Consider the following 19801-nt stretch of genomic DNA (forward strand, 5'->3'; position numbering starts at 1 on the left):
GCAGGCGGAGTCTTGGAGATTCGTTTGAACACGGGATGGGTTCCGGTCGGCGTTTCGGGGGACACGAAACCTCACCACGCGAGTTTGTGAGGAACCCTCTCGAACTCTGGGAGGACGATGAGAGCGATCTCCCAACACCCTGCACGCGACGTTGCGGACCCCGTCGTCAACTGTTCTAATAGTCATAGAACAGTTGTGAAAGGAGTGCCGCCGTGCTGATACGCGTCGACCCCGCGAGCGAGACACCGATCTTCGCCCAGGTGGCCGCATCGGTGCGGGCGGATGCCGCGGCCGGGCGCCTGCGAGCCGGCGACAAGCTGCCCTCGGCACGCGAGGTCGCCGCCTCGCTCGGCGTGAACCTCCACACGGTGCTGCGGGCCTACCAGTCGCTGCGCGAGGAGGGCCTCGTCGACATGCGCCGCGGTCGCGGCGCGGTGGTCACCGAGGCCGTCGAACCGCTCGCGCAGCTGCACCACGACGTCGCGACGCTCGTCGCGCGTGCCAAAGAGCTCGGGCTCTCCCCCGACACCCTCGCCGCCCTCGTGAAGGAGACGTACCGATGACCGCATCCGACGATGTCCGCACCGCCCGCCGCCGCTACCTCGTGGTCGGCTGCGCCGTCCCGGTCGCGCTGACGCTCGTCGCCGTCGCGCTCATGCTCGCCTGGCTGCCCGAGATGCCCGCCACCGTCGCGACGCACTGGAGCAGCACCGGCGAGCCCGACGCCTTCGCCCCGGCGTGGACCGTTCCGGTCGGCACCGCCGTGCTCGGCCTGGGGCTCACCGCGTTGTTCGCGACGATCATGCTCACGGGCACGCGCGACGGGCACTGGGGCCCGATGATGCGACTGCTCGGTGCCGCCTCGCTGGCCACCACCGTGCTCGTCACGGTCGGCATGACCTGGTCGTTCGGCCTGCAGCGCGGCCTCGCCGATCCGCACGACGCCCCGGGCATCGGCCTCCCGATGCTCGTCGCGCTCCTCCTCGGCGTCGTCGCGGGCGCGGCCGGGTGGTACGCGCAGCCGAACGTCACGACCGGCGCCCGGGCGACCCGGACGATCGAACCGCTCCGACTCGCCCCGGGCGAGCGTGCCGTCTGGGTGAGCACGACCACGATGTCGCGCGCGGCGATGGTCGCCATCGTCGCGAGCATCGTCGCGCTCGCGCTCGGCACCGTCGTCGTCGCGGCCACGGGCTCCCCGGCCTGGTGGGTGATGCTCGGCGTCACCGTGCTGCTCGTGCTGCTCGCCGCGACGACGTTCGTCTTCCGGGTGCGCGTCGACGATCGAGGGCTCACCGTCGCCTCGGCGGCGGGGGTGCCGCGGTTCGGCGTTGCGCTCGACGATGTGGCGTCGGCGGCGGTCACGACGGTCAACCCGACCGCGGACTTCGGCGGATGGGGCGTGCGGCTCGTGCCGAACGGGTCGTTCGGCATCGTGCTCCGCGCCGGCGAGGCGTTGCAGGTCACTCGCCGCGACGGACGTCGCTTCACCGTGACCGTCGACGACGCCGCGACGGCGGCGGCGCTGCTCGAGGCCCTCAGCTCGCGGGTTCGCGGGGCTCGGAACTGACGCGGGCGCGAGCCCGTGCGCGCAGGCCGGCCACGACGAGCGGCAGCAGCACGAGCGCGCCCACGAGGCACACGCCGGCGAACCCGCCGAGGCCGAGCACGAAGCCGCTGAGGGCCGCCGCGACCGCCGCCGAGAGGTTCATCGCCGCATCGGTCGCGCCCTGCAACGGCACCCGGATCTCCTGCGAGACGGAGTCGGTCACGAGGGTCGAGCCGCCGATGAGTCCGCACGACCAGCCGAGTCCGAGCAGGCCGAGCGCGAGCGGCACGAGCAGCATGTCGTCGGCCGGCGCGAGGATGCCGATGAGCGTCGCAGCGGCGAGCACCCCGATGCCGATGAAGATCACCCGCTCCGACCCGATGCGGTCGGCGAGCCACCCGACGATGGGGCTGGCGCCGTACATCCCGACGATGTGGATGCTGAGCACGACGCCGACCGCCGTCAGCGAGAGCCCGTGCGCCATCATGTGCACGGGCGTCATCACCATGACGCCGACCATGACCGTCTGCGAGCAGACGATCGCGAGGATGGCGAAGAGCGCACGGGGGTTGCGCGCGGCGATGCGCATCGCCTGCCACGATCCGATGGGCTTCGAGGCGCCGCCCGCACCGGCCGCTCCGGTCGGCGTCGGGGATGCCTCGTCCGCCCCGGCGTCGCTCGCGAGCCGCCCGGCCTGCGGCAGGCGCAGGAGCGCCGCGACGAGCAGCGCGGAGAACGCGAACGCGGCACCCGAGAACAGGAAGGGGCCGACGAGCGCCGGCAGCCCGATGGCCTGGCCGACGGTGTCGCCGAGGTCGGAGAGCAGCGGCCCGGCGACCGAACCGAGCGTCGTCGCCCACAGCACGAGCGACATCGAGCGCGCCTCGAAGCCGGGCGCAGCGACCTCTGTGGCGGCGAAGCGCGCCTGCAGGCCCGCCGCGGTGCCGGCCCCGAACGCCATGAGCCCGAGGAACACGAGCGGCACGAACCCGCTCACGGCGGCGACGATGACGAGCACTGCGCCGAGGCATCCGAGCGCGTAGCCCGTGGCGAGCGCGACGTGCCGCCCACGCCCGACGGCGAGCTTCGCGAGCGGGATCGCCGCGATGGCCGCGCCGAGCACGCTCGACGACTGGGCGAAGCCCGCGAGGGCGACGACGCCGGTGAGTTCGTCGACGAGGAGGGCCGCGACGGCGATGCCCGAGGCGACGCCGACGCCCGCGAGCAGCTGGTTGACGATGAGGACGGTCAGCGAGATCCCGCGGTGCGGCACCGGCGTCACCCGCGCCGTCGTCGGCTCGGGTGCGCTCGGCGCATCGCTCATCAGGCGCCGCCGCCCGGTACGCCGAAGAACTCCTCGAGCGTCGTGATGCCCTTCTCGTGCATCTCGGTCGCGAGCGGCACCCCGACGTAGCGGAAGTGCCACGACTCGTGCGGGTAGCCCGTGATGTCGACCTTGTCGGCGGGGTAGCGCAGGATGAACCCGAATCGCCAGGCGTTCGCACGCACCCATTCGCCCTCGGCGGAGTCGTCCATGCACTCGAACGTGCAGCCGCCCTCGGTGCCGATGTCCATCGCGAGGCCGGTCTGATGCTCGGAGTGCCCCGGCGGGGCGGTCGTCGGGTCGCTGCCGTCGCCGTAGAGCTCGACCTGCGTGTCGTAGCTGCGGTAGGCGCTGTTCGAGGCCAGGTAGAAGTCGGCCTCGTCGGCCGCGGCGGCGAACATCGCGACGACCGCGTCGGACGCCTCCTGGCGCATCTCGGGCACCCAGCTGTGCGCGACGGGCACCTCGACGAGGTCGTCGGGAACGTAGTCCTGCGGGTTCAGCGGGCGCACCTGGTTGACGACGACCCAGATGCTGGCGGGGTCGTCGAGCGAGTGCGCCGTGCGATCGAAGGTGTCGACGCTCGCGGGCGGCGGCGCGGTCGCCGGCGCCGGCCGCGGCGTCGCACTCGCGGAGCCGGATGCCTCGGGGCCGCCGCCGGTGGCGCCGGCCGAGCCCGAACCGGCTCCGGCGACCGCGCCGACCACGACGACGCTGATCGCCGCGAGGATCGCGATGAGCACGAGTGCCACGGTCATGCGCCGTCGCTGCACCGCCTCGTCGACGGCGGGAGGATCTGCGGGTTCGGACACGCTGCCGATTCTACGCGCGGCGGGCATCGCCGCCGCCCCGGGCGGCGAACACCCACCGCGGCCGCGGCGCTGTGAGAGCGCTCTCTTGACAGCAGCAGAGATCGCGTCGTAGAGTCACCTTCCGAAAGTGTGAGAGCGCTCTCACAATAGCGAGAGAGCGCTCTCTTGTTCCTGCATCATCCCCCATTCGACCACGCACACAAAGGAGTGACCGTGAAGCTTTCACGACGCACCCGGGGCGCCGTCGCCATCGCCGGCGCGGCATCCATCGCACTGCTGGCCACCGCCTGTTCGACCGGCGGTGGCGCGAGCGCCGAGGGCGAGGACATCACCCTCACCGTCACCACGTTCGGCACCCAGGGCCTCGAGGGCCTGTACGAGCAGTACGAGGCCGACCACCCCGGCATCACCATCAAGGCCACCAACATCGACACCGGCGGCAACGCCCTCACCGACTGGCAGACGAAGCAGGCTGCCGGCGCGGGCCTTCCCGACGTGCAGGCCGTCGAAGAGGGCTGGCTGTCGAAGGTCATGCAGGTGAGCGACTCGTTCACCGACCTGCGCGACTACGGCGCCGACGACCTCAGCGACCAGTGGGTCGACTGGAAGGTGAAGCAGGCCACCGACGCCGACGGGCGCATCATCGGCTACGGCACCGACATCGGCCCCGAGGGCCTCTGCTACAACGGCAAGCTCTTCGAGGAGGCCGGCCTGCCGAGCGACCGCGAAGGCGTGGCCGCCCTCTTCGGCGGCGAGGATGCCTCGTGGGAGAAGTTCTTCGAGGTCGGCAAGGCCTATCACGACAAGACCGGCAAGGCGTTCTACGACCAGTCGGGCTTCGTCTGGAACTCGATGGTCAACCAGCTGCCCGAGGGCTACTACACCGCCGACGGCGAACTGAACGTCGAGGGCAACGCCGAGCTCGAGGCCCGATGGGCCCTGCTCGCGCAGGGCGCGGCCGACGGCCTCTCGTCGAACCAGACCCAGTGGGACTGGGGCGGGGGCAAGGCGTTCACCGACGGCTCGTTCGCGACCTTCGTCTGCCCGGGCTGGATGCTCGGCGTGGTCAAGGGCCAGGTCGAGGCCGCCGGCGGCGACGCCACGACCGGCTGGGACTTCGCCGACGTCTTCCCCGGCGGCGCGGCCAACTGGGGCGGCGCGTTCCTGACGGTGCCGACCACCTCGAAGCACCCGAAGGAGGCGGCCGAGCTCGCCGAGTACCTGACGAACGCGCAGTCGCAGGTCGCGGCCTTCCAGGCCGCCGGAACGTTCCCCTCGAACGTCGAGGCGCAGGCCGACGCCGGAGTGACCGGCGAGAGCGAACTGACCGCGTTCTTCAACGACGCACCGGTCGGCGAGATCCTCGGCTCGCGTGCCGAAGGTGTCGTGGCCCAGTACAAGGGACCGGACGACTCGGTGATCCAGGAGCAGGTCTTCGGCCCCTCGATCCAGGAGCTCGACTCGGGCAAGGCCGACGGCCCGACCGCGTGGCAGCACGCGCTCGACCTCCTCGACCAGCTGGTCCAGCAGTAGTCCGACCGGCGAAGTGAACGCGGGCCCTTCGGAACGCTCCGAAGGGCCCGCCTCACGAGAGGAACCCCGAATGACTTCGACCATCACGCCGCCGGCGGAGGCGGCATCCCCCACGCCCTCGGGCGGCGCGAAGCACGACCGCACCGCGCACCGCACCGCACTCACCACCCGGCAGCGCCTCAGCCGCTGGGACGTGAGGTACTCCCCCTACCTCTACATCGCGCCGTTCTTCGTGCTGTTCGGACTCGTCGGGCTGTTCCCCCTCGGCTACACCTTCGTGGTGTCGCTGAACGACTGGAACCTGCTCACCGGCCCGGGCGAGTGGGTCGGCCTCGAGAACTTCGCCGCGGAGCTCCAGGACCCGCTGTTCTGGAACTCGCTGTTCAACACGTTCAGCATCTTCCTGCTCTCGGCGGTGCCGCAGCTCATCGCGGCGATCGTCATCGCCGCCGTGCTCGACCAGAACATCCGCGCCAAGACCTTCTGGCGCCTGTCGGTCATCCTCCCCTACGTCGTGACGCCCGTCGCCGTCACCCTCATCTTCAGCAACGTCTTCGGCGAGAAGTACGGCCTCATCAACAACCTCCTCACGACGATCGGCGCCGATCCCGTGATGTGGAAGACCGAGACCCTCCCGAGCCACATCGCGATCGCGACCATGGTCAACTGGCGCTGGACGGGCTACAACGCGCTCATCCTGCTCGCGGCGATGCAGGCCGTGCCGAAGGACATCCACGAGGCCGCCGCCATCGACGGCGCCGGCGCCGTGCGCCGCTTCTTCTCGGTCACGATCCCGAGCATCAAGCCCACGATCGTCTTCGTCATCATCACGGCGACGATCGGCGGCCTGCAGATCTTCACGGAGCCGAAGCTCTTCAACGCGACGAGCTCCGTGCCCGGCGGGCCGCAACGGCAGTACCAGACGACCGTGCTCTACCTCTGGGACCTCGCCTTCAACCGGCAGGACTTCGGCAAGGCCTCGGCTGTCGCATGGCTGCTCTTCCTCATCATCGTCGCGATCGGGCTCGTGAACTTCTGGCTCTCGCGGCGCATCGCGGGAGCCGAGGCGAAGCGCACGAAGCGCAGCACCCGACGCAGGCTCGACGCCCACGCCGCGGCGCACGCCGAGGCATCCGCCCTCACCGCCCGGGTCGGCGCCGGAGGCGTGACCGGGGCCATGGTGGCCGAGCCGATGCTCGACGACCCAGATCTCGACGAACCACGTCCGGAGGAACGCGCATGACCGCCACGAAGGCCGTCGTCACCCGCGACGCGATCAAGCCCGCGCGGTACGACGCACCCCGCAGGCGCTCGCTCGGCATCGAGCGCCGCCCGGGCTGGCTCACCTACACGCTGCTCGGCGTCTTCTTCGTCGCCGGGGCGTACCCGCTGTACTGGTCGTTCGTCATCGGCTCGAGCGACAAGTCGGCGCTCACCGACACCTGGCCGCCGCTCCTGCCGGGCGGCCAGTTCTGGACCAACGTCGGCGAGGTGCTCGACACCGTGCCGTTCTGGCTCGCGCTCGGCAACTCGATCATCGTCGCGAGCGTCATCACGCTCTCGGTCGTGAGCTTCTCGACGCTCGCCGGCTACGCGTTCGCGAAGCTGCGGTTCCGCGGCCGCGAGGGGCTCATGGTGTTCGTGATCGCGACGCTCGCGGTGCCGACCCAGCTCGGCATCATCCCGCTGTTCATGCTCATGAAGCAGTTCGGCTGGACGGGCACGCTCGGCGCCGTGATCGTGCCGACGCTCGTGACCGCGTTCGGCGTGTTCTTCATGCGGCAGTACCTGGTCGACGTCATCCCCGACGAGCTCATCGAGGCGGCGCGCGTCGACGGGGCGTCGATGATCAGCACGTTCTGGCACGTCGGCGTGCCGGCCGCCCGCCCGGCGATGGCGATCCTCGGGCTCTTCACCTTCATGACGGCGTGGACCGACTACCTCTGGCCGCTGCTCGTCGTGCCGCAGAACCCGACCCTGCAGGTGGCGCTGAGCCAGCTGCAGTCGGCCCGCTACGTCGACTACTCGGTGGTGCTCGCGGGCGCGGTGCTCGCGACGCTGCCACTGCTGATTCTCTTCATCATCGCCGGCAAGCAACTCATTTCAGGGATCATGGCAGGAGCAGTCAAGGGATGACCATCGGACTTCGAGAGGACCTGTCCATGACCGACACGTCGACGGCCCCGGCGCGCGCGTTCCCCGAGACCTTCCTGTTCGGTGCGGCGACCGCCGCCTACCAGATCGAGGGCGCCGCGTTCGAAGACGGCCGCACCGCCTCGATCTGGGACGCGTTCTGCCGGGTGCCCGGCGCGGTGATCGGCGGCGACCACGGCGACGTCGCGTGCGACCACTACCACCGCATGCCGCAGGATGTCGCACTCATGCGCGAGCTCGGACTGCAGACGTACCGCTTCTCGGCGTCGTGGTCGCGGGTGCGCCCCGACGGCGGCCCCGTGAACCCCGCGGGCGTCGACTTCTACTCGAGACTGGTCGACGAGCTGCTCGGCGCCGGCATCAAGCCGTGGCTCACGCTCTACCACTGGGACCTGCCGCAGGCGCTCCAGGAGCGCGGCGGCTGGACGGTGCGCGAGACGAGCGACCGGTTCACCGAGTACGCGCTCTCGCTGCACGACGTGCTCGGCGACCGGGTGACCGCGTGGACCACGCTCAACGAGCCGTGGTGCGCCTCGTTCCTCTCGTACACCGGCGGCGAGCACGCGCCGGGGCATCAGAGCATCGCCGAGGGCCTGCTCGCCGCGCATCACCTGCTGCTCGGCCACGGTCAGGTGGTGCGCGAGCTGCGGAGTCGCGACGCCGGGCTCGACCTCGGCATCACCCTCAACCACACGGTCGCCGACCCCGCCGACCCGAGCGATCCCCGCGACCTCGACGCGGTGCGCCGGCTCGACGGGCAGTTCAACCGATGGTTCCTCGACCCGCTGTTCCGGGCGAGCTACCCGGCCGACATCGTCGCCGACATCCGCGAGGCGGATGCCGCGGCCGTCGACCGGTTCGAGGCGGCCGTGCGCGACGGCGACCTCGAGCTGATCTCGACGCCGATCGACGCGCTCGGCGTGAACTACTACCACGGAGACCTCGTCTCGGCGACGCCGCCGGCTCCGGCCGACACCCCGGTGCCGAGCGCCCCCGGCAACCCGCGCCCGACCCGCAGCCCGTACCCGGTCGCTCGCGACCTCTACAACGTCGAGCGCGGCCTGCCGCGCACGGCGCAGAACTGGGAGGTGCAGCCCGAGGGGCTCACCCGACTGCTGCGCCGCATCTGGGAGGAATACGCGGCCGCAGCCGGGGTCGAGCTCTACGTCACCGAGAACGGCGCGGCGTACGACGATGTCGTGTCGACCTCCGGCGGCGCCGCCGTCGTCGACGACGCCGACCGCGAGTCGTTCGTGCTCGCGCACCTCGCGGCGATCCTCGACGCGATCGAGCAGGGGGTGCCGGTCAACGGGTACTTCTACTGGTCGCTGCTCGACAACTTCGAGTGGGCGTGGGGGTATGCGAAGCGGTTCGGCATCGTGCGGGTCGACTACGACACCCAGGAACGCACGGTCAAGCGCAGCGGGCACGCGTACGCCCGCGTCATCCGCGACCGGGCGCTGTGATGGCCGGTCGGCCGAGCGGGCGCGCGGCGCCGCATCGAGACCACGCACCCGCCGGTCGAGGAGCGCGCAGCGCGTATCGAGACCGCGGGCCGCGGCGCCACGCGACCTAGACTGACGACATGGCGAAGGATGCCTCGGGGGGTGCCCCCACGCTCGAGATGGTCGCACGCGTCGCGGGAGTGTCGCGGGCGACGGTGAGCCGCGTCGTCAACGGCTCGCCGAAGGTGAGCCCCGAGGTCGCCGCAGCGGTCAACGACGCGGTCAAGCGCCTGCGCTACGTGCCGAACCGGGCGGCCCGCTCGCTCGCCAGCCGCTCGTCGAACGCGATCGCGCTCGTCGTGCCCGAAGACGTCACGACGTTCTTCGGCGACCCGTACTTCGCCGAGATCGTCAAGGGCATCATGAGCCGCATCGACGACAGCGACTACGTGCTCAACCTGCTCGTCGCCTCGAGCGATCCGCGGCACAAGACGCGTGCCTACCTCGAGTCGGGCGTCGTCGACGGCGCCCTCGTGATCTCGCACCACACGGGCGACGAGATCGTGCTCGCCGATTCGACGGTGCCGCTCGTCTTCGGCGGCCGCCCGGTCGACGGGCTCGTCGAGGGCGCGACCTACGTCGACGTCGACAACGAGGCGGCGGCCGAGGTCGGCACGCGCCACCTCATCGATCTCGGCCGGCGTCGCATCGGGTCGATCACCGGTCCACTCGACATGCGCGCGGGCGTCGACCGGCTCGACGGGTTCCGTGCGGCGGTCAGCGCGGCCGGGCTGCCCGACGACCTCGTCGAGTCGGGCGACTTCACCGCCGAGGGCGCCGCGGCCGCGACCCGTCGGCTGCTCGACCGGGTCGGCGCTTCCGCACGCGGGAGCGACGGCCCCGGCATCGACGCGTTGTTCGTCGCGAGCGACCTGATGGCGAGCGGCGCCCTCGCCGTGCTCGCCGAGCGCGGCCTGCGCGTGCCCGACGACGTGGCCGTGGTCGGCTTCGACGACAGTCCCGTCGCGACCCGCACCGCCGTGCCGCTGACGACCGTCGCCCAGCCGTCGGAGGAGCAGGGCCGCACGATGGCGGAGCTGCTCATCCGCCTCATCTCGGGCGACGACGACGTGCCGAAGCAGACGATCCTGCCGACGCGCCTCGTGGTGCGCGAGTCGGCGTAGGCCCCGGCGCCCTCGGCACCGGTCAGGCCCCGGCGAGCAGCCGCTCGACGAACCAGAAGAGCCCGACCGCGGCGACCCCGAGCTCGATCCAGAGCGGCGAGCCCGGCAGCCGGCGACGCAGCAGCACGATGAGCGGGAACGTCACGGCGATGAGCACGAGCTGGGTCAGCTCGATGCCCACGTTGAACACGAGCAGCGCGCCGAGCAGGCCCCACGAGAACGGCTCGTCGATGCCGAGCGCACCCGCGAAGCCGACGCCGTGCACGAGCCCGAAGACGAAGACCACCGCGACCCGCACCCAGTCCTCGCGCGAGAACCCGCGGGGCGGCGCGAGCACCGTCGGCAGCACCGTCACGGCCGTGCGCTCGCGGAGGGCGAGGCCCCCGCGCGGGCCGGAGCCCGAGGCGCCGCCCGGGTTCGGGGTGGCGCCCGGCCGGGCTCCTGCGGCCGCAGCGACCTCCCCGGTGCTCGCCGCGTTCCCGCGCCGTCTCAGCAGGCCGTCCAGACCTCCCCGGCCGCGTCGCGACGCCCAGACGCTCCAGAGCGCGACGGCAGCGATCGAGAACGCGATGACCGGCTCGACGAACGCGGGCGGCACGCTCACGAGCCCGAGCGCGGCGGCGATGAACGTCATCGAGTGCGCCACCGTGAATGCCGTCGCGACCACGACGATGTCGCGCAGGCGCCTCGCACCGACGATGAGGGCGAGCAGGAACAGCAGGTGGTCGGGTCCGAAGAGCAGGTGCTCGGCGCCGAGGATCAGGAACTCGCCCATCCGCGAGCCCCAGTCCTGCGTCGTCGTCATCGTCGGGCTCGTGTCGGTGTCGAGGTTCGCGACACCGGCTCCCGAGCCGAGGTCGTAGCTGACGATCGTGGTCGTCCTGCCGCCCGGTGCCGTTCCCGGGAACAGCTCGGTGCCGATCCGGTAGACGGCGGCGGCCGCGCCGACCTCAGACCGGCAGTCGGCGTCGATCACGAGCCGGGCGTGCGGCACGCCGTCGCGGATCGTGATCGCGAACGGTTCGACGAGGGTGTTCGGGCAGGCCGCCCCAGCCGAGTCATCCCCCTCGACCGCGACCGAGTACCGCGGCAGGACGTACCCGAGCACCGTGTCGGAGTGGCGCTCGAGCACCTCGGTCGTGAGCTTCCGGGGATCGCGGCCCGACGCCTGCACGTCGGCGTACGCGTCGGCCTCGAACCCGGCGTCGTCCATCGCCCGCGCGCCGTCGGTCGCGAGCAGCACGTACTCGATCTCGAGCACGGTCCGCACGAGGCCGGGCTCGGGCTCGGTGACGTCGGCGAAGACGGTCGCGGCGTAGCTGTGCGCGGCCGCCGGGTCGGCCGGGGCGAGCACGGCCGACGCGAGTGCCCCGACCGCGGCGACCGCGCAGAGGAGCGCACGCACGAGGCGCGCGCTCCCCCTGCGGCGTGGTTCAGGCCGCACCGAGGTCCGCCCAGGCCGGGTGCTTCGCGGTGCCGGGCGCCTCGCCGCGGGTCCACCACTGGGCGCGATAGAGGCGCCCCTCGTGCTCGACGGTCTCGCCGCCGGTGTAGACCCACGACGCGGTCCAGGCCCGCACGATGCCCTTCGCGGTGCTCACCTCGACCCCCTGCTCGGCCCAGGCGCCGTTCACCTTGCCGTTCTTCGCGGTCGCCCCGGGCGTCGCCCCCTTGGTCCACCACTGCGCGACGAACACGCGGCCGTCATGGAGCACCCGGTCGCCGGCGACGTACGCGCGGTCGGCGCGCCAGGTCGGCAGCTCTGCGATCGCGACATCCTTCGAGGTCGCCGTGCCGTCGGCGCTGTTCGGGCGGCTCGCCGTCACGGTCACCGCGATCTCGGCGCCGTTGAGCGATCCGTCGACCTGCAGCTGCGCGCCGGTCTCTCCCGCGAGCTCCTCACCGTCCGCCGTCCAGCGGTAGGCGAAGGCGAGGCCCTCGGCGTCCCACTCGCCCGGCTTCGCGAAGAGGATGCCGCCGACCTCGGCGGTTCCCGAGACGCTCGGCTGCACGGTGGCGACCGGCGCGGGCTCCTCGACGGTGACGTCGAACTCGGCCGCGGTGTCGTTGCCGGCGGCGTCGACCGCGAGGTACCGCAACGTGTACGCACCGGCGGCCGGGGGCACGATCGTGCCCGGCTCGAGCGGCACGTCCTCGCCGATGGGCCCCGACGCCGTGATCGTGAGCTCGACCGAGCCCGAGTCGTCGCCCGCGAGGCCGGCGGGCACCGTGTACTCGGTGCCGACCGTCGCGGTCGCGGCGGGCGCGGGGTCGACCTCGACGAGCGGCGGCGTCGTGTCGTTGCTCGTCAGGGCGTGCGCGGCGAGGCGCTCGACCGATGCGGCCGCGAGCGGCTCGCCGAAGATCTTCGCCGTCGCGACGGTGCCCTCGAAGGGGTACTCGACCGTGCCCGACGACGAGATGTCTCCGCCGACGACGAACGACCGTGCTGCGCCCGTCGGGTTCTGCACCTTGCCGCCGCCCGTCGCGGTGGCCGTGCCGGCCTCGCGGCCGTCGACGAACACGCGCAGTGCTCCCGACGCGGCGTCGTACGTCGCCGCGATGTGCGACCACTGCCCGGCGGTGACGGCGTTCTCGGCACGGGCGACGACGTACTTGCCGCCGACGCGCACCCACAGCTCGGGCGAGACCTTGCCCGGCTGCGTGCCGGGCAGCATCTCGAGGCCCTGCCCCGCACTCTGCGTGTTCGAGATCATGTCGCGCTCGGTCGTGATCGCGGGCACCTTGACGACCGACTCGATCGTGAAGCCGTCCTCGGTCTCGGCGTAGTCGCCGTCGGACCATGCGATGCGCGAGCCCTGGGCGGAGCTGCCGGTGAACGTCGCGACCTCGGTGCCGAGTGCGGCGTCGACCGCGATCGGCGCGTTGCCGGCGGTGATGGCGTGCGCCCGCGGCGACCGGTCGACGGGCCTGCCGCCGACGTAGTCGAGATCGAGCAGGTCGGCCGCGGGGAGCGGCTCGAGGAGTCGGGCCAGCTCGGCCGATCCGTTCGCCGCGGTCACGGTGAACGAAGCCTGCGACTGGCGGGCGGCCGCGTCGGTGACGACGTAGGCGAGCGTGTGCGCGCCCGCCACGCTCGGCGTGAACGTGTACCGGCCGTCGTCGGTGCGCGCCACCTCGACGACACCACCCGTCGGGTCGGTCACCTCGACGGCGACCTTCACCCGGCCCGAGTTGTCGACCGCCTGCGGCGCCGGGGCGATGTAGGGCCGACCGACGACCGCGGAGGCACCGGGCGCCGGGCGCTCGGCCTCGACCTGCGGCGGCGTGGCGTCGATGAGCTTGAGCTCGCGGTTCGCGACGCGGTAGACGTTCTTGTCGCTCAGCGGCGTGCTGTAGATCTCGACGCCGGCGATGCGGCCGTCGAGCGTCGCGTCGTCGAGGGTGCCGCTCGCGTTCGCGTCGCCGCCGATCGCCATGTAGCGCGCCGCGGTGTTGCTCGGCTTGACCGGGAACGAGACGTCCTCCGTGGTCACCGCCCTGATGCCGTTCACGTAGAGGCGGGCGTCGGTGCCGTCGTACCAGCCGGTCACGTGGTACCAGGTGCCGTACTCCAGCTCGACCGACGGACGAGGGCTCGAATACCAGAATCCGAGCTCGTACGTCGTGGCCGACGCCGTTCGCACCGCCTCGAGGCCGACGCCGCCGCCCTGCATGCCGCCGAACACGTCGACGTATCCGCCGACGGGCTTGTCGATCGCGTCGAGCTTGAACGTCGCGTCGATCGTGAAGCCGTCCTGCAGCTTCGCGTAGTCGGCGTCGCTCCAGGGCGCGGTCTTGAACGCGGTGGCCGCGTCCTGCTCACCGACCGCGACCTGTGCGCCGAGGTCGGCGTCGTCCGCGACTCGGGCAGCGCCGCCTGCGGTGAGGGTCCACGCCTTCGGCGAGGCATCCGCGGCCTTGCCGTCGGCGAAGCCGACATCGAGGAGATCGGCGGTCGGCACCTGCTCGCGCAGGTCGTCGAAGGTGAGCTTCTCGGGGTCGAACGGCGGCTCGACCGGGCCGGTCGAGCCGGTCGTCGTGAACCGCGCCGTGAGCGCCGTACCCTCCTTGCCCCACGCGTTGATCGGGGTGACCCGCACCTCGTACTGTCGCGACGGGCGCAGGTTCCACACCTCGTGGTTGCGGCTCGTCGGCATCGGCAGGTTGTAGAACCCCGACCACTGCAGGAAGGTGTTCACGGTCTGCCCGGTCGCGACGTCGACCGTCGTGTAGCGGTACTTGTGCACGATGTCCTGCACGGTGTTCGGAGCGGGCACGGCCTGCGGGAACGCGACCATCGCCTTGTCCTCGCCGATGCCGTCGACCGTCACCGCGGAGCCCGCCTTCCACTCGGGCGCCTTCGAGAGGCTCGCGCGGTGGGTGTTGTTGAGCGGGAAGCGCTCGTCGTACGTCTTCGTCGTGTCGACCGAGTCGGCGACGTCCCACGTCCACGTCTGGTCGATCCACTGATCGGCGAGCAGGTCGTAGTTCCTGATCGTGACCTTCGAGCCGGTGATCTCGACGACCGCCGTCTGGCGGTTGTTGCCCGCGTCGTCGGGCGTCGTGTCGTTCGATCGGCTCGTCGGGCTCGTGCCCACGACGCCCGACTCGAACTCGTAGTACGCGAGCGGCGGTGCATTGACGGTCGTGAAGCCCTTGTCGGCCTTGTCGCCGGCACGGTTCTCCTGGCCCTGCCAGACCGACGTCGGGATGTTCTGCGGCGTGTGGATGTGCCCGCCCCAGACGACCGCCTGCGGGAAGTCGTCGAAGACCGACTGCAGGGTGTTGCCGCAACCGCTCGAGAGGCCCGTGCCGTACCACTCGTTCGAGACGTAGTGCGTGCACTGCAGCGGGTGGTGCACGAGCACCATGACGGGCTTCGTCGGGTCCTCGGCCGTGGCGGCCGCGAGTCGCTGCTGCAGCCACGAGGCGGCGTAGGCGTAATTGCCCGAGCTCGCCGACGACGGCTTGCCCGTGACGGGGTCGAGCGTGCCGGCACCCGGCGAGACGGTGATGAAGTGGTAGCCGTCGATCGTGTAGTCGGCGTTCGGCTTCTGGCCGCCGGTGGCCTGGGTGAACAGGTCGTACGACGAGATCGCGCTGACGTCGTGGTTGCCGAGCGAGGCGACGAGGTCGATGCCGAGGCCGGCCTTCGAGTCGATCGTCGACTTCAGCCCGGCGTACTCGCTCGCGGTCGCGGTATTCGTCAGGTCGCCCACGAAGAGGGCGGTGCCGACGTTCTCGGCGGCCCAGAAGTCGTACGCCTCGGCGAGCTCGCTCCAGTTGTTGTGGATGTCGCCGATCGCCGCGAAGCGGATGTCGGGCTCGCCGGCGGCGGTCGCAGGGGCTTCGACGACCGACTCGGTCGACGACGGCCCGGATGCCTCGGCGGAGGGCTCCTCGGACGCCGGCGCACCGGCCGGGGCCCGGGTCGCATCTCCGCCGACCGTGACGGTGCGCGTCTCCTCGGTGATGCCGCCCTCGGCATCGGTGACGGTGAAGGCGACCGTGTACTCGCCCGCGACGGCGGGCACGAAGCGGTAGGCGCCGTCGTCGCCCGGGCTCACGGCGGCCACGACGCCGTCGGGGCTCGTGACCGAGACGACGAGGTCGCCGGCCGCACCGGCCCCGCCGGTGAAGACGACGGTGTCGCCGACGACGGCGTCGGTCGGGCCGGTGATGGCGACGGGCGCGTCGGCCGCGCCCGATGCGGTGGCGGCCGACTCGGCGTCGCCGTTCGACGGCGCGACGGCCGATGCGGTGGTGGCGGGCGCGGCCTGCGCCTGGGCAGGCGCGGCGGCGATGCCGGTGAGGAGCAGCGTCGCGGCGGCGACGGAGGTGACCACGAGGGCCGACCGACGCCGGGATCGGCGGGGAACGGCGGAATCGGACGGGGGGACGGCGGGCTGCGACACGATATGTCCTTCGAGTGACCTGGGCCGGAACGGTGCCACGAAACCGAGCCGAGGTGGCCGCCGGGTGAACGTGAGGGGACCGCGCGGCGGCGGATTCGCGAGCGGGGCCGGATTCGTCGGCCCGCTGCGCACAGTGGGTGCGCGGCCCGGTCGTGGCCGGGTCTCAGCCGGCGTCGGGCAACTCGGCCGTGCCGGCGGCCTGCGCCTCGAACGAGATGGTGTGCGGCAGGTACCGGTCTTCGCCGCACTCGACGGGGCGCGCGTTCGCGGCGTACGTCTCGCGCCGCACCTGCAGCATCGGGCTCGAGCGTCGGACCCCGAGCAGCCGTGCGTCCTCGCTCGATGCGGCGACGGCCTCGATGCGGTGGTTGCCGTGCGTGATGACGATGCCGGCGTCGGCGAGCCGTCGCGTGGTCGAGTGCGCATCGTCGGGCATGCGTGCGACGTGCGGCATCACCCACGGCGCCCAGGTCGAGCGCTCGACCATGACGTCGCGCCCCTCGAGCGTGCGCACGCGGATCATGTGCAGCACCTCGTCGCCCGTGCCGATGCCGAGCAGCCGCGCCTCGCGCGGAGTCGCGCGTCGGACCTCCCTCGCGACGACCCGACCGCCCGACGCGCGGCCCTGGGCCTCGGCCCACTGGGTGAACGAGCGCATGCGGTCGAACCCCTGGGTCTTCGCCGCCTGCACGAACCAGCCCGCGCCGCGGCGCGACTCGACGAGGCCCTGGCGCGCGAGCGCGGCGAGCGCGCTTCGCACGACGCTGCGCGAGGAACCCTGCGCCGCGGCGAGCTCGAGCTCGCTCGGCAGCCGGGTGCCTGCCGGCAGCTCGCCCGACACGATCCGGCGACGCAGGTCGCCGATGAGGTCGACCGACCCGGTCACTCGAAGACGACCCCCGCCACCTCGGCGAACCGTCCGCGCATGACGGCGATCGCATCGGGGTGTTCGTCGACGAGCACGAACCGGCGGCCGAGGGTCGCGGCGACGGCGCCGGTCGTGCCGGACCCCGCGAAGAAGTCGAGCACCCAGTCGCCCTCGCGGGTCGAGGCCTGCACGATGCGCCGCAGGATGCCCTCGGGCTTCTGCGTCGGGTACCCGGTCTTCTCTCGCCCGGTCGGCGAGACGATCGTGTGCCACCAGACGTCGGTCGGCAGCTTGCCGAGCTCGGCCTTCTCGGGGGTCACGAGGCCCGGCGCCATGTACGGTTCGCGGTCGACCGCGGTCGAGTCGAACCAGTAGCGCTCGGGGTTCTTCACGTACACGAGGATCGTGTCGTGCTTCGTCGGCCAGCGCCGCTTGGACTTCGCGCCGTAGTCGTACGCCCAGATCAACTCGTTGAGGAAGCACTCGCGCCCGAACAGCGCGTCGAGCAGCACCTTCGCGTAGTGCGCCTCGCGGTAGTCGAGGTGCAGATAGAGCGTGCCGTCGTCGGCGAGCAGGCGCCAGGCCTCGACGAGTCGCGGTTCGAGGAACGCCCAGTAGTCGTCGAAGCGGTCGTCGTAGCGGAGCAGGTCTCCGCGGATGCGCTCGTAGCGCTTGCCCGCGAACCCGGTGATCGTGTTGACGGTGTTCGCCGCGCCCGGCTCGGGCTCCGAGTCATCCGCCTCGACCTGCCGCACGTGACGCAGCGACTGGCGCGCCTGCACCCGGCCGGTGTTGAACGGCGGGTCGAGGTAGATGAGCGTGAACCGGCCGTCGGGCAGGGTGGGCAGCACCGCGAGGTTGTCCGCATGGATGATGCGGTCGGGTTCGTCGGAGGCCACGGGCTCCAGTCTGCCAGTCGACCGCTCCGCCGGTTGCAGTAGCGCCCGCCGAAGTCAGCCGGCGTGCTCGTGCGCGTGCGCGTCGGCGATCTCGCGGCCCGCGGCGGGGTCGGATGCCGCGGCCGAACCGACGACGTCGGCGACGGCGCCGCGCGAGTGCACGACCTGCCCGCCCACCAGCGTCACCTCGGCGTGCTCGGCGAGGAGGCCCGCTGGGTCGTGCTCGTGCGCGTAGAGGTCGCCCGACCACACGACGAGGTCGGCGTCCATGCCCACCGCGAGTCGCCCGCGCGACCCCTCGAGATGCCAGGCCCGCGCACCGTGCACCGTGTAGGCCTCGAGCGAGCGGTCGACGCCGACCCGCTCCCCCGCGGTCCAGGCGTCGGTGCCGTCGAGCGCCGCACGGGTCGCGGCCGAGAAGACGCCGACGAGCGGGTCCATCTCGCCGACCTGCCAGTCGCTCGAGAAGGCGACGGTCGCGCCCGAGTCGAGGAGGCTCCTGAAGCGCCAGGCACGGCTCCAGCGCTCTTCGCCGACGTTCTCCATCCACGTGCCGGCGACGAGGTCGGGCGAGCAGTGCCGCGGCTGCATCGCCGCGGTGACGCCCAGCTCCGCGAAGCGCGGCAGGTCGTCGGGGTGCAGGCACTCGACGTGCACGACGCCGTGGCGCCGGTCGACCGTGCCGTTCACCCGTTGCGCGTGCTCGATCGCGTCGAGCGCCAGCCGGATGCCCGCGTCGCCCGTCGCGTGCGTGTGGGTCTGCAGGCCCAGCCGGTCGAGTTCGGTGACGACGTCGACGAGCTCGCGCCCGCCGTTGCCGGCGTAGCTCGGGCGTCCGCGCCGGCCGGGCCGGGTCGCGTAGTCGTCGAGCATGAGCGCGGTGTGCGGCTCGATCACGTCGTCGGAGTAGAGCTTGATGGGCCCGAGGCGCAGCAGGCCCGCGTCATCCGGGTTCTCGGCCGCGTTCGCGATCGTGTCGCGGAGCGTGCGCCGGAACTCGCCGTCGGCCCCGACGGGGTGGAAGAGCGCGGCGATCACTCGGGAGCTCAGCACGCCCTCGGCGAGCGCACGCTCGAAGAGCGGAAGCTCGGCGAGCGGCACCTGCGGCTCGACGACGGTCGTGATGCCGAGCGCGGTCGCCATCCGCATGCTCGACCGCAGCTTGCGGTACCGGCGTTCGGGCGAGTACATCGGGATGTCGCGCTGCAGCGCCGCGAGTCCCGCGACGGTCATCGCGCTCGTGTAGAAGTCGGTGACCCATCCGGTCGCCGTGCCGTCGGCGTCGCGCTCGGCGCGGCCCCAGGCGATCTCGCCGCCGTCGGCGAGGCCGAGCACCTCGAGCGCGCGGCGGTCGAGCCACACCGAGTGCTGGTCGTAGGTCGTCACGAAGATCGGCCGGCCGTGCGGGTCGAGGCCGGCCAGGTCGCGCGCGTTCGGCCGGCGGTTCTCGACGACGGCGTACACGGCGTTCTCGGCGCAGATCCACGGCAGCTCGGGGCGGGCGGCCGCGAAGCCGGCGATGCGCCGGCGCACCTCGTCGAGGGTGTGCGCCCCTTCGAGCGAGACCGCATCGTCGTCGAAGCCGAGCAGCAGGTGGTTGTGGCTGTCGATCACGCCGGGCGTGACGAGCCGGCCGTCGGCCTCGACCGTGCGCCGCGCGGCGGGCGCCTCGGCCGCGGGGCCGACGTAGGCGATGCGGTCGCCCGTGACGCCGATCGCCTCGGCCCAGGGCCGCGCGGGGTCGAAGGTGCGCACGCGTGCGCCGGTGATGAGGAGGTCGAGGGTCATGGTGCTGGGCTTTCTGCGGTGTGCGGTGGAGCGCGGTGTGCGGTGGAGCGCGGTGTGCGGTGGAGCGGTGGTGCGGTGATGCGGTGATGCGGTGGCCGATGACATGGGGCAGTCACCAGCCACGGTTCGCCGGACTCCGGGGGCGTTCGGTCCGCCGGAGCTGTGGATTTGTGGACATGTGCGCATCGATCGTGTGGATGTGTGGAATTGTCGACGCGCACGCTGTGGACATGTGGACGTGTGGACGCCCTTGCGAGAAGCGTCCCCGGCCGGTGCGTTCGCTCCTCGGACGGCGTGGTCGTGTGGGCACGTGGACTCGACCCATGT

14 protein-coding genes are annotated in these 19801 nt (G+C 72.0%); 7 read left to right on the top strand and 7 right to left on the bottom strand.

The genetic code is table 11. The features are described from left to right. The first annotated feature begins 212 nt into the window (after positions 1 to 212). Together ACFWGP_RS00090 and ACFWGP_RS00095 are read left to right on the top strand one after the other, a co-directional pair. Entirely contained in the window at positions 213 to 563 is a 351-nt protein-coding gene (locus tag ACFWGP_RS00090) for a GntR family transcriptional regulator (protein WP_231428937.1), read from the top strand. Beyond that, on the top strand, positions 560 to 1570 hold the full coding sequence (locus ACFWGP_RS00095) for a DUF1648 domain-containing protein (protein ID WP_275506085.1): 1011 nt from the start codon (positions 560 to 562) through the stop codon (positions 1568 to 1570). Before ACFWGP_RS00090 ends, ACFWGP_RS00095 begins: the two co-directional genes overlap by 4 nt. Here ACFWGP_RS00095 and ACFWGP_RS00100 read toward each other — a convergent pair. Then, on the bottom strand, positions 1539 to 2873 hold the full coding sequence (locus ACFWGP_RS00100; RefSeq protein ID WP_231428939.1) for an MFS transporter: 1335 nt from the start codon (positions 2871 to 2873) through the stop codon (positions 1539 to 1541). The two genes, ACFWGP_RS00095 and ACFWGP_RS00100, sit on opposite strands and share 32 nt — an antisense overlap. Further along, positions 2873 to 3685 (bottom strand): M15 family metallopeptidase, encoded by an 813-nt coding sequence (locus ACFWGP_RS00105; protein WP_231428940.1) that lies wholly within the window; start codon positions 3683 to 3685, stop codon positions 2873 to 2875. Before ACFWGP_RS00105 ends, ACFWGP_RS00100 begins: the two co-directional genes overlap by 1 nt. A 213-nt stretch (positions 3686 to 3898) precedes the next feature. On the opposite strand from ACFWGP_RS00105, the gene ACFWGP_RS00110 reads away from it, so the two are divergent. From ACFWGP_RS00110 to ACFWGP_RS00130, 5 genes are all read left to right on the top strand, one after another. Next, positions 3899 to 5218, top strand: coding sequence for an ABC transporter substrate-binding protein (locus tag ACFWGP_RS00110; protein WP_376929855.1), 1320 nt, complete (start codon positions 3899 to 3901; stop codon positions 5216 to 5218). A 70-nt stretch (positions 5219 to 5288) separates the two neighbouring features. Next, entirely contained in the window at positions 5289 to 6461 is a 1173-nt protein-coding gene (locus ACFWGP_RS00115; RefSeq protein ID WP_376929856.1) for a carbohydrate ABC transporter permease, read from the top strand. Beyond that, positions 6458 to 7354 carry a carbohydrate ABC transporter permease gene (locus tag ACFWGP_RS00120; RefSeq protein ID WP_231428943.1) on the top strand — a complete coding sequence of 299 codons (897 nt, stop codon included), beginning with the start codon at positions 6458 to 6460 and terminating at the stop codon, positions 7352 to 7354. The genes ACFWGP_RS00115 and ACFWGP_RS00120 overlap by 4 nt, the downstream gene beginning before the upstream one ends. Before the next feature lie 26 nt (positions 7355 to 7380). Continuing rightward, positions 7381 to 8838, top strand: a complete 1458-nt coding sequence (locus ACFWGP_RS00125) for a GH1 family beta-glucosidase (protein WP_231428944.1) — start codon at positions 7381 to 7383, stop codon at positions 8836 to 8838. A 119-nt stretch (positions 8839 to 8957) separates the two neighbouring features. After that, complete coding sequence (locus ACFWGP_RS00130; RefSeq protein ID WP_275506081.1) at positions 8958 to 10001, top strand: LacI family DNA-binding transcriptional regulator; 1044 nt, start codon at positions 8958 to 8960, stop codon at positions 9999 to 10001. A gap of 22 nt (positions 10002 to 10023) precedes the next feature. Here ACFWGP_RS00130 and ACFWGP_RS00135 read toward each other — a convergent pair whose 3' ends face one another. The 5 genes from ACFWGP_RS00135 to ACFWGP_RS00155 all read right to left on the bottom strand — a co-directional run bounded on the left by ACFWGP_RS00135 (position 10024) and on the right by ACFWGP_RS00155 (position 19474). Then, positions 10024 to 11406, bottom strand: coding sequence for a HupE/UreJ family protein (locus tag ACFWGP_RS00135; RefSeq protein ID WP_376929857.1), 1383 nt, complete (start codon positions 11404 to 11406; stop codon positions 10024 to 10026). Between the two features lie 28 nt (positions 11407 to 11434). Then, positions 11435 to 15850 carry a LamG-like jellyroll fold domain-containing protein gene (locus ACFWGP_RS00140; RefSeq protein WP_376929858.1) on the bottom strand — a complete coding sequence of 1472 codons (4416 nt, stop codon included), beginning with the start codon at positions 15848 to 15850 and terminating at the stop codon, positions 11435 to 11437. A 232-nt stretch (positions 15851 to 16082) separates the two neighbouring features. Further along, positions 16083 to 16805: a GntR family transcriptional regulator gene (locus ACFWGP_RS00145; RefSeq protein ID WP_376929859.1), complete on the bottom strand. Its 723-nt coding sequence runs from the start codon at positions 16803 to 16805 to the stop codon at positions 16083 to 16085. Next, positions 16802 to 17686, bottom strand: coding sequence for a site-specific DNA-methyltransferase (locus ACFWGP_RS00150; RefSeq protein WP_231428949.1), 885 nt, complete (start codon positions 17684 to 17686; stop codon positions 16802 to 16804). Before ACFWGP_RS00150 ends, ACFWGP_RS00145 begins: the two co-directional genes overlap by 4 nt. A 54-nt stretch (positions 17687 to 17740) precedes the next feature. Continuing rightward, positions 17741 to 19474, bottom strand: a complete 1734-nt coding sequence (locus ACFWGP_RS00155; protein WP_376929860.1) for an amidohydrolase — start codon at positions 19472 to 19474, stop codon at positions 17741 to 17743. Positions 19475 to 19801: the final 327 nt, after the last annotated feature.

This window comes from Agromyces sp. NPDC127015 (assembly GCF_042725165.1).
GTDB classification, from domain to species: domain Bacteria; phylum Actinomycetota; class Actinomycetes; order Actinomycetales; family Microbacteriaceae; genus Agromyces; species Agromyces chromiiresistens.

Bases quoted from the DNA above. Each gene is read 5' to 3' on its own strand.
- ACFWGP_RS00125 (WP_231428944.1), top strand. From the start codon at position 7,381: ATGACCGACACGTCGACGGCCCCGGCGCGCGCGTTCCCCGAGACCTTC.
- ACFWGP_RS00120 (WP_231428943.1), top strand. From the start codon at position 6,458: ATGACCGCCACGAAGGCCGTCGTCACCCGCGACGCGATCAAGCCCGCG.
- ACFWGP_RS00155 (WP_376929860.1), bottom strand. From the start codon at position 19,474: ATGACCCTCGACCTCCTCATCACCGGCGCACGCGTGCGCACCTTCGAC.
- ACFWGP_RS00130 (WP_275506081.1), top strand. From the start codon at position 8,958: ATGGCGAAGGATGCCTCGGGGGGTGCCCCCACGCTCGAGATGGTCGCA.
- ACFWGP_RS00095 (WP_275506085.1), top strand. From the start codon at position 560: ATGACCGCATCCGACGATGTCCGCACCGCCCGCCGCCGCTACCTCGTG.
- ACFWGP_RS00115 (WP_376929856.1), top strand. From the start codon at position 5,289: ATGACTTCGACCATCACGCCGCCGGCGGAGGCGGCATCCCCCACGCCC.
- ACFWGP_RS00100 (WP_231428939.1), bottom strand. From the start codon at position 2,873: ATGAGCGATGCGCCGAGCGCACCCGAGCCGACGACGGCGCGGGTGACG.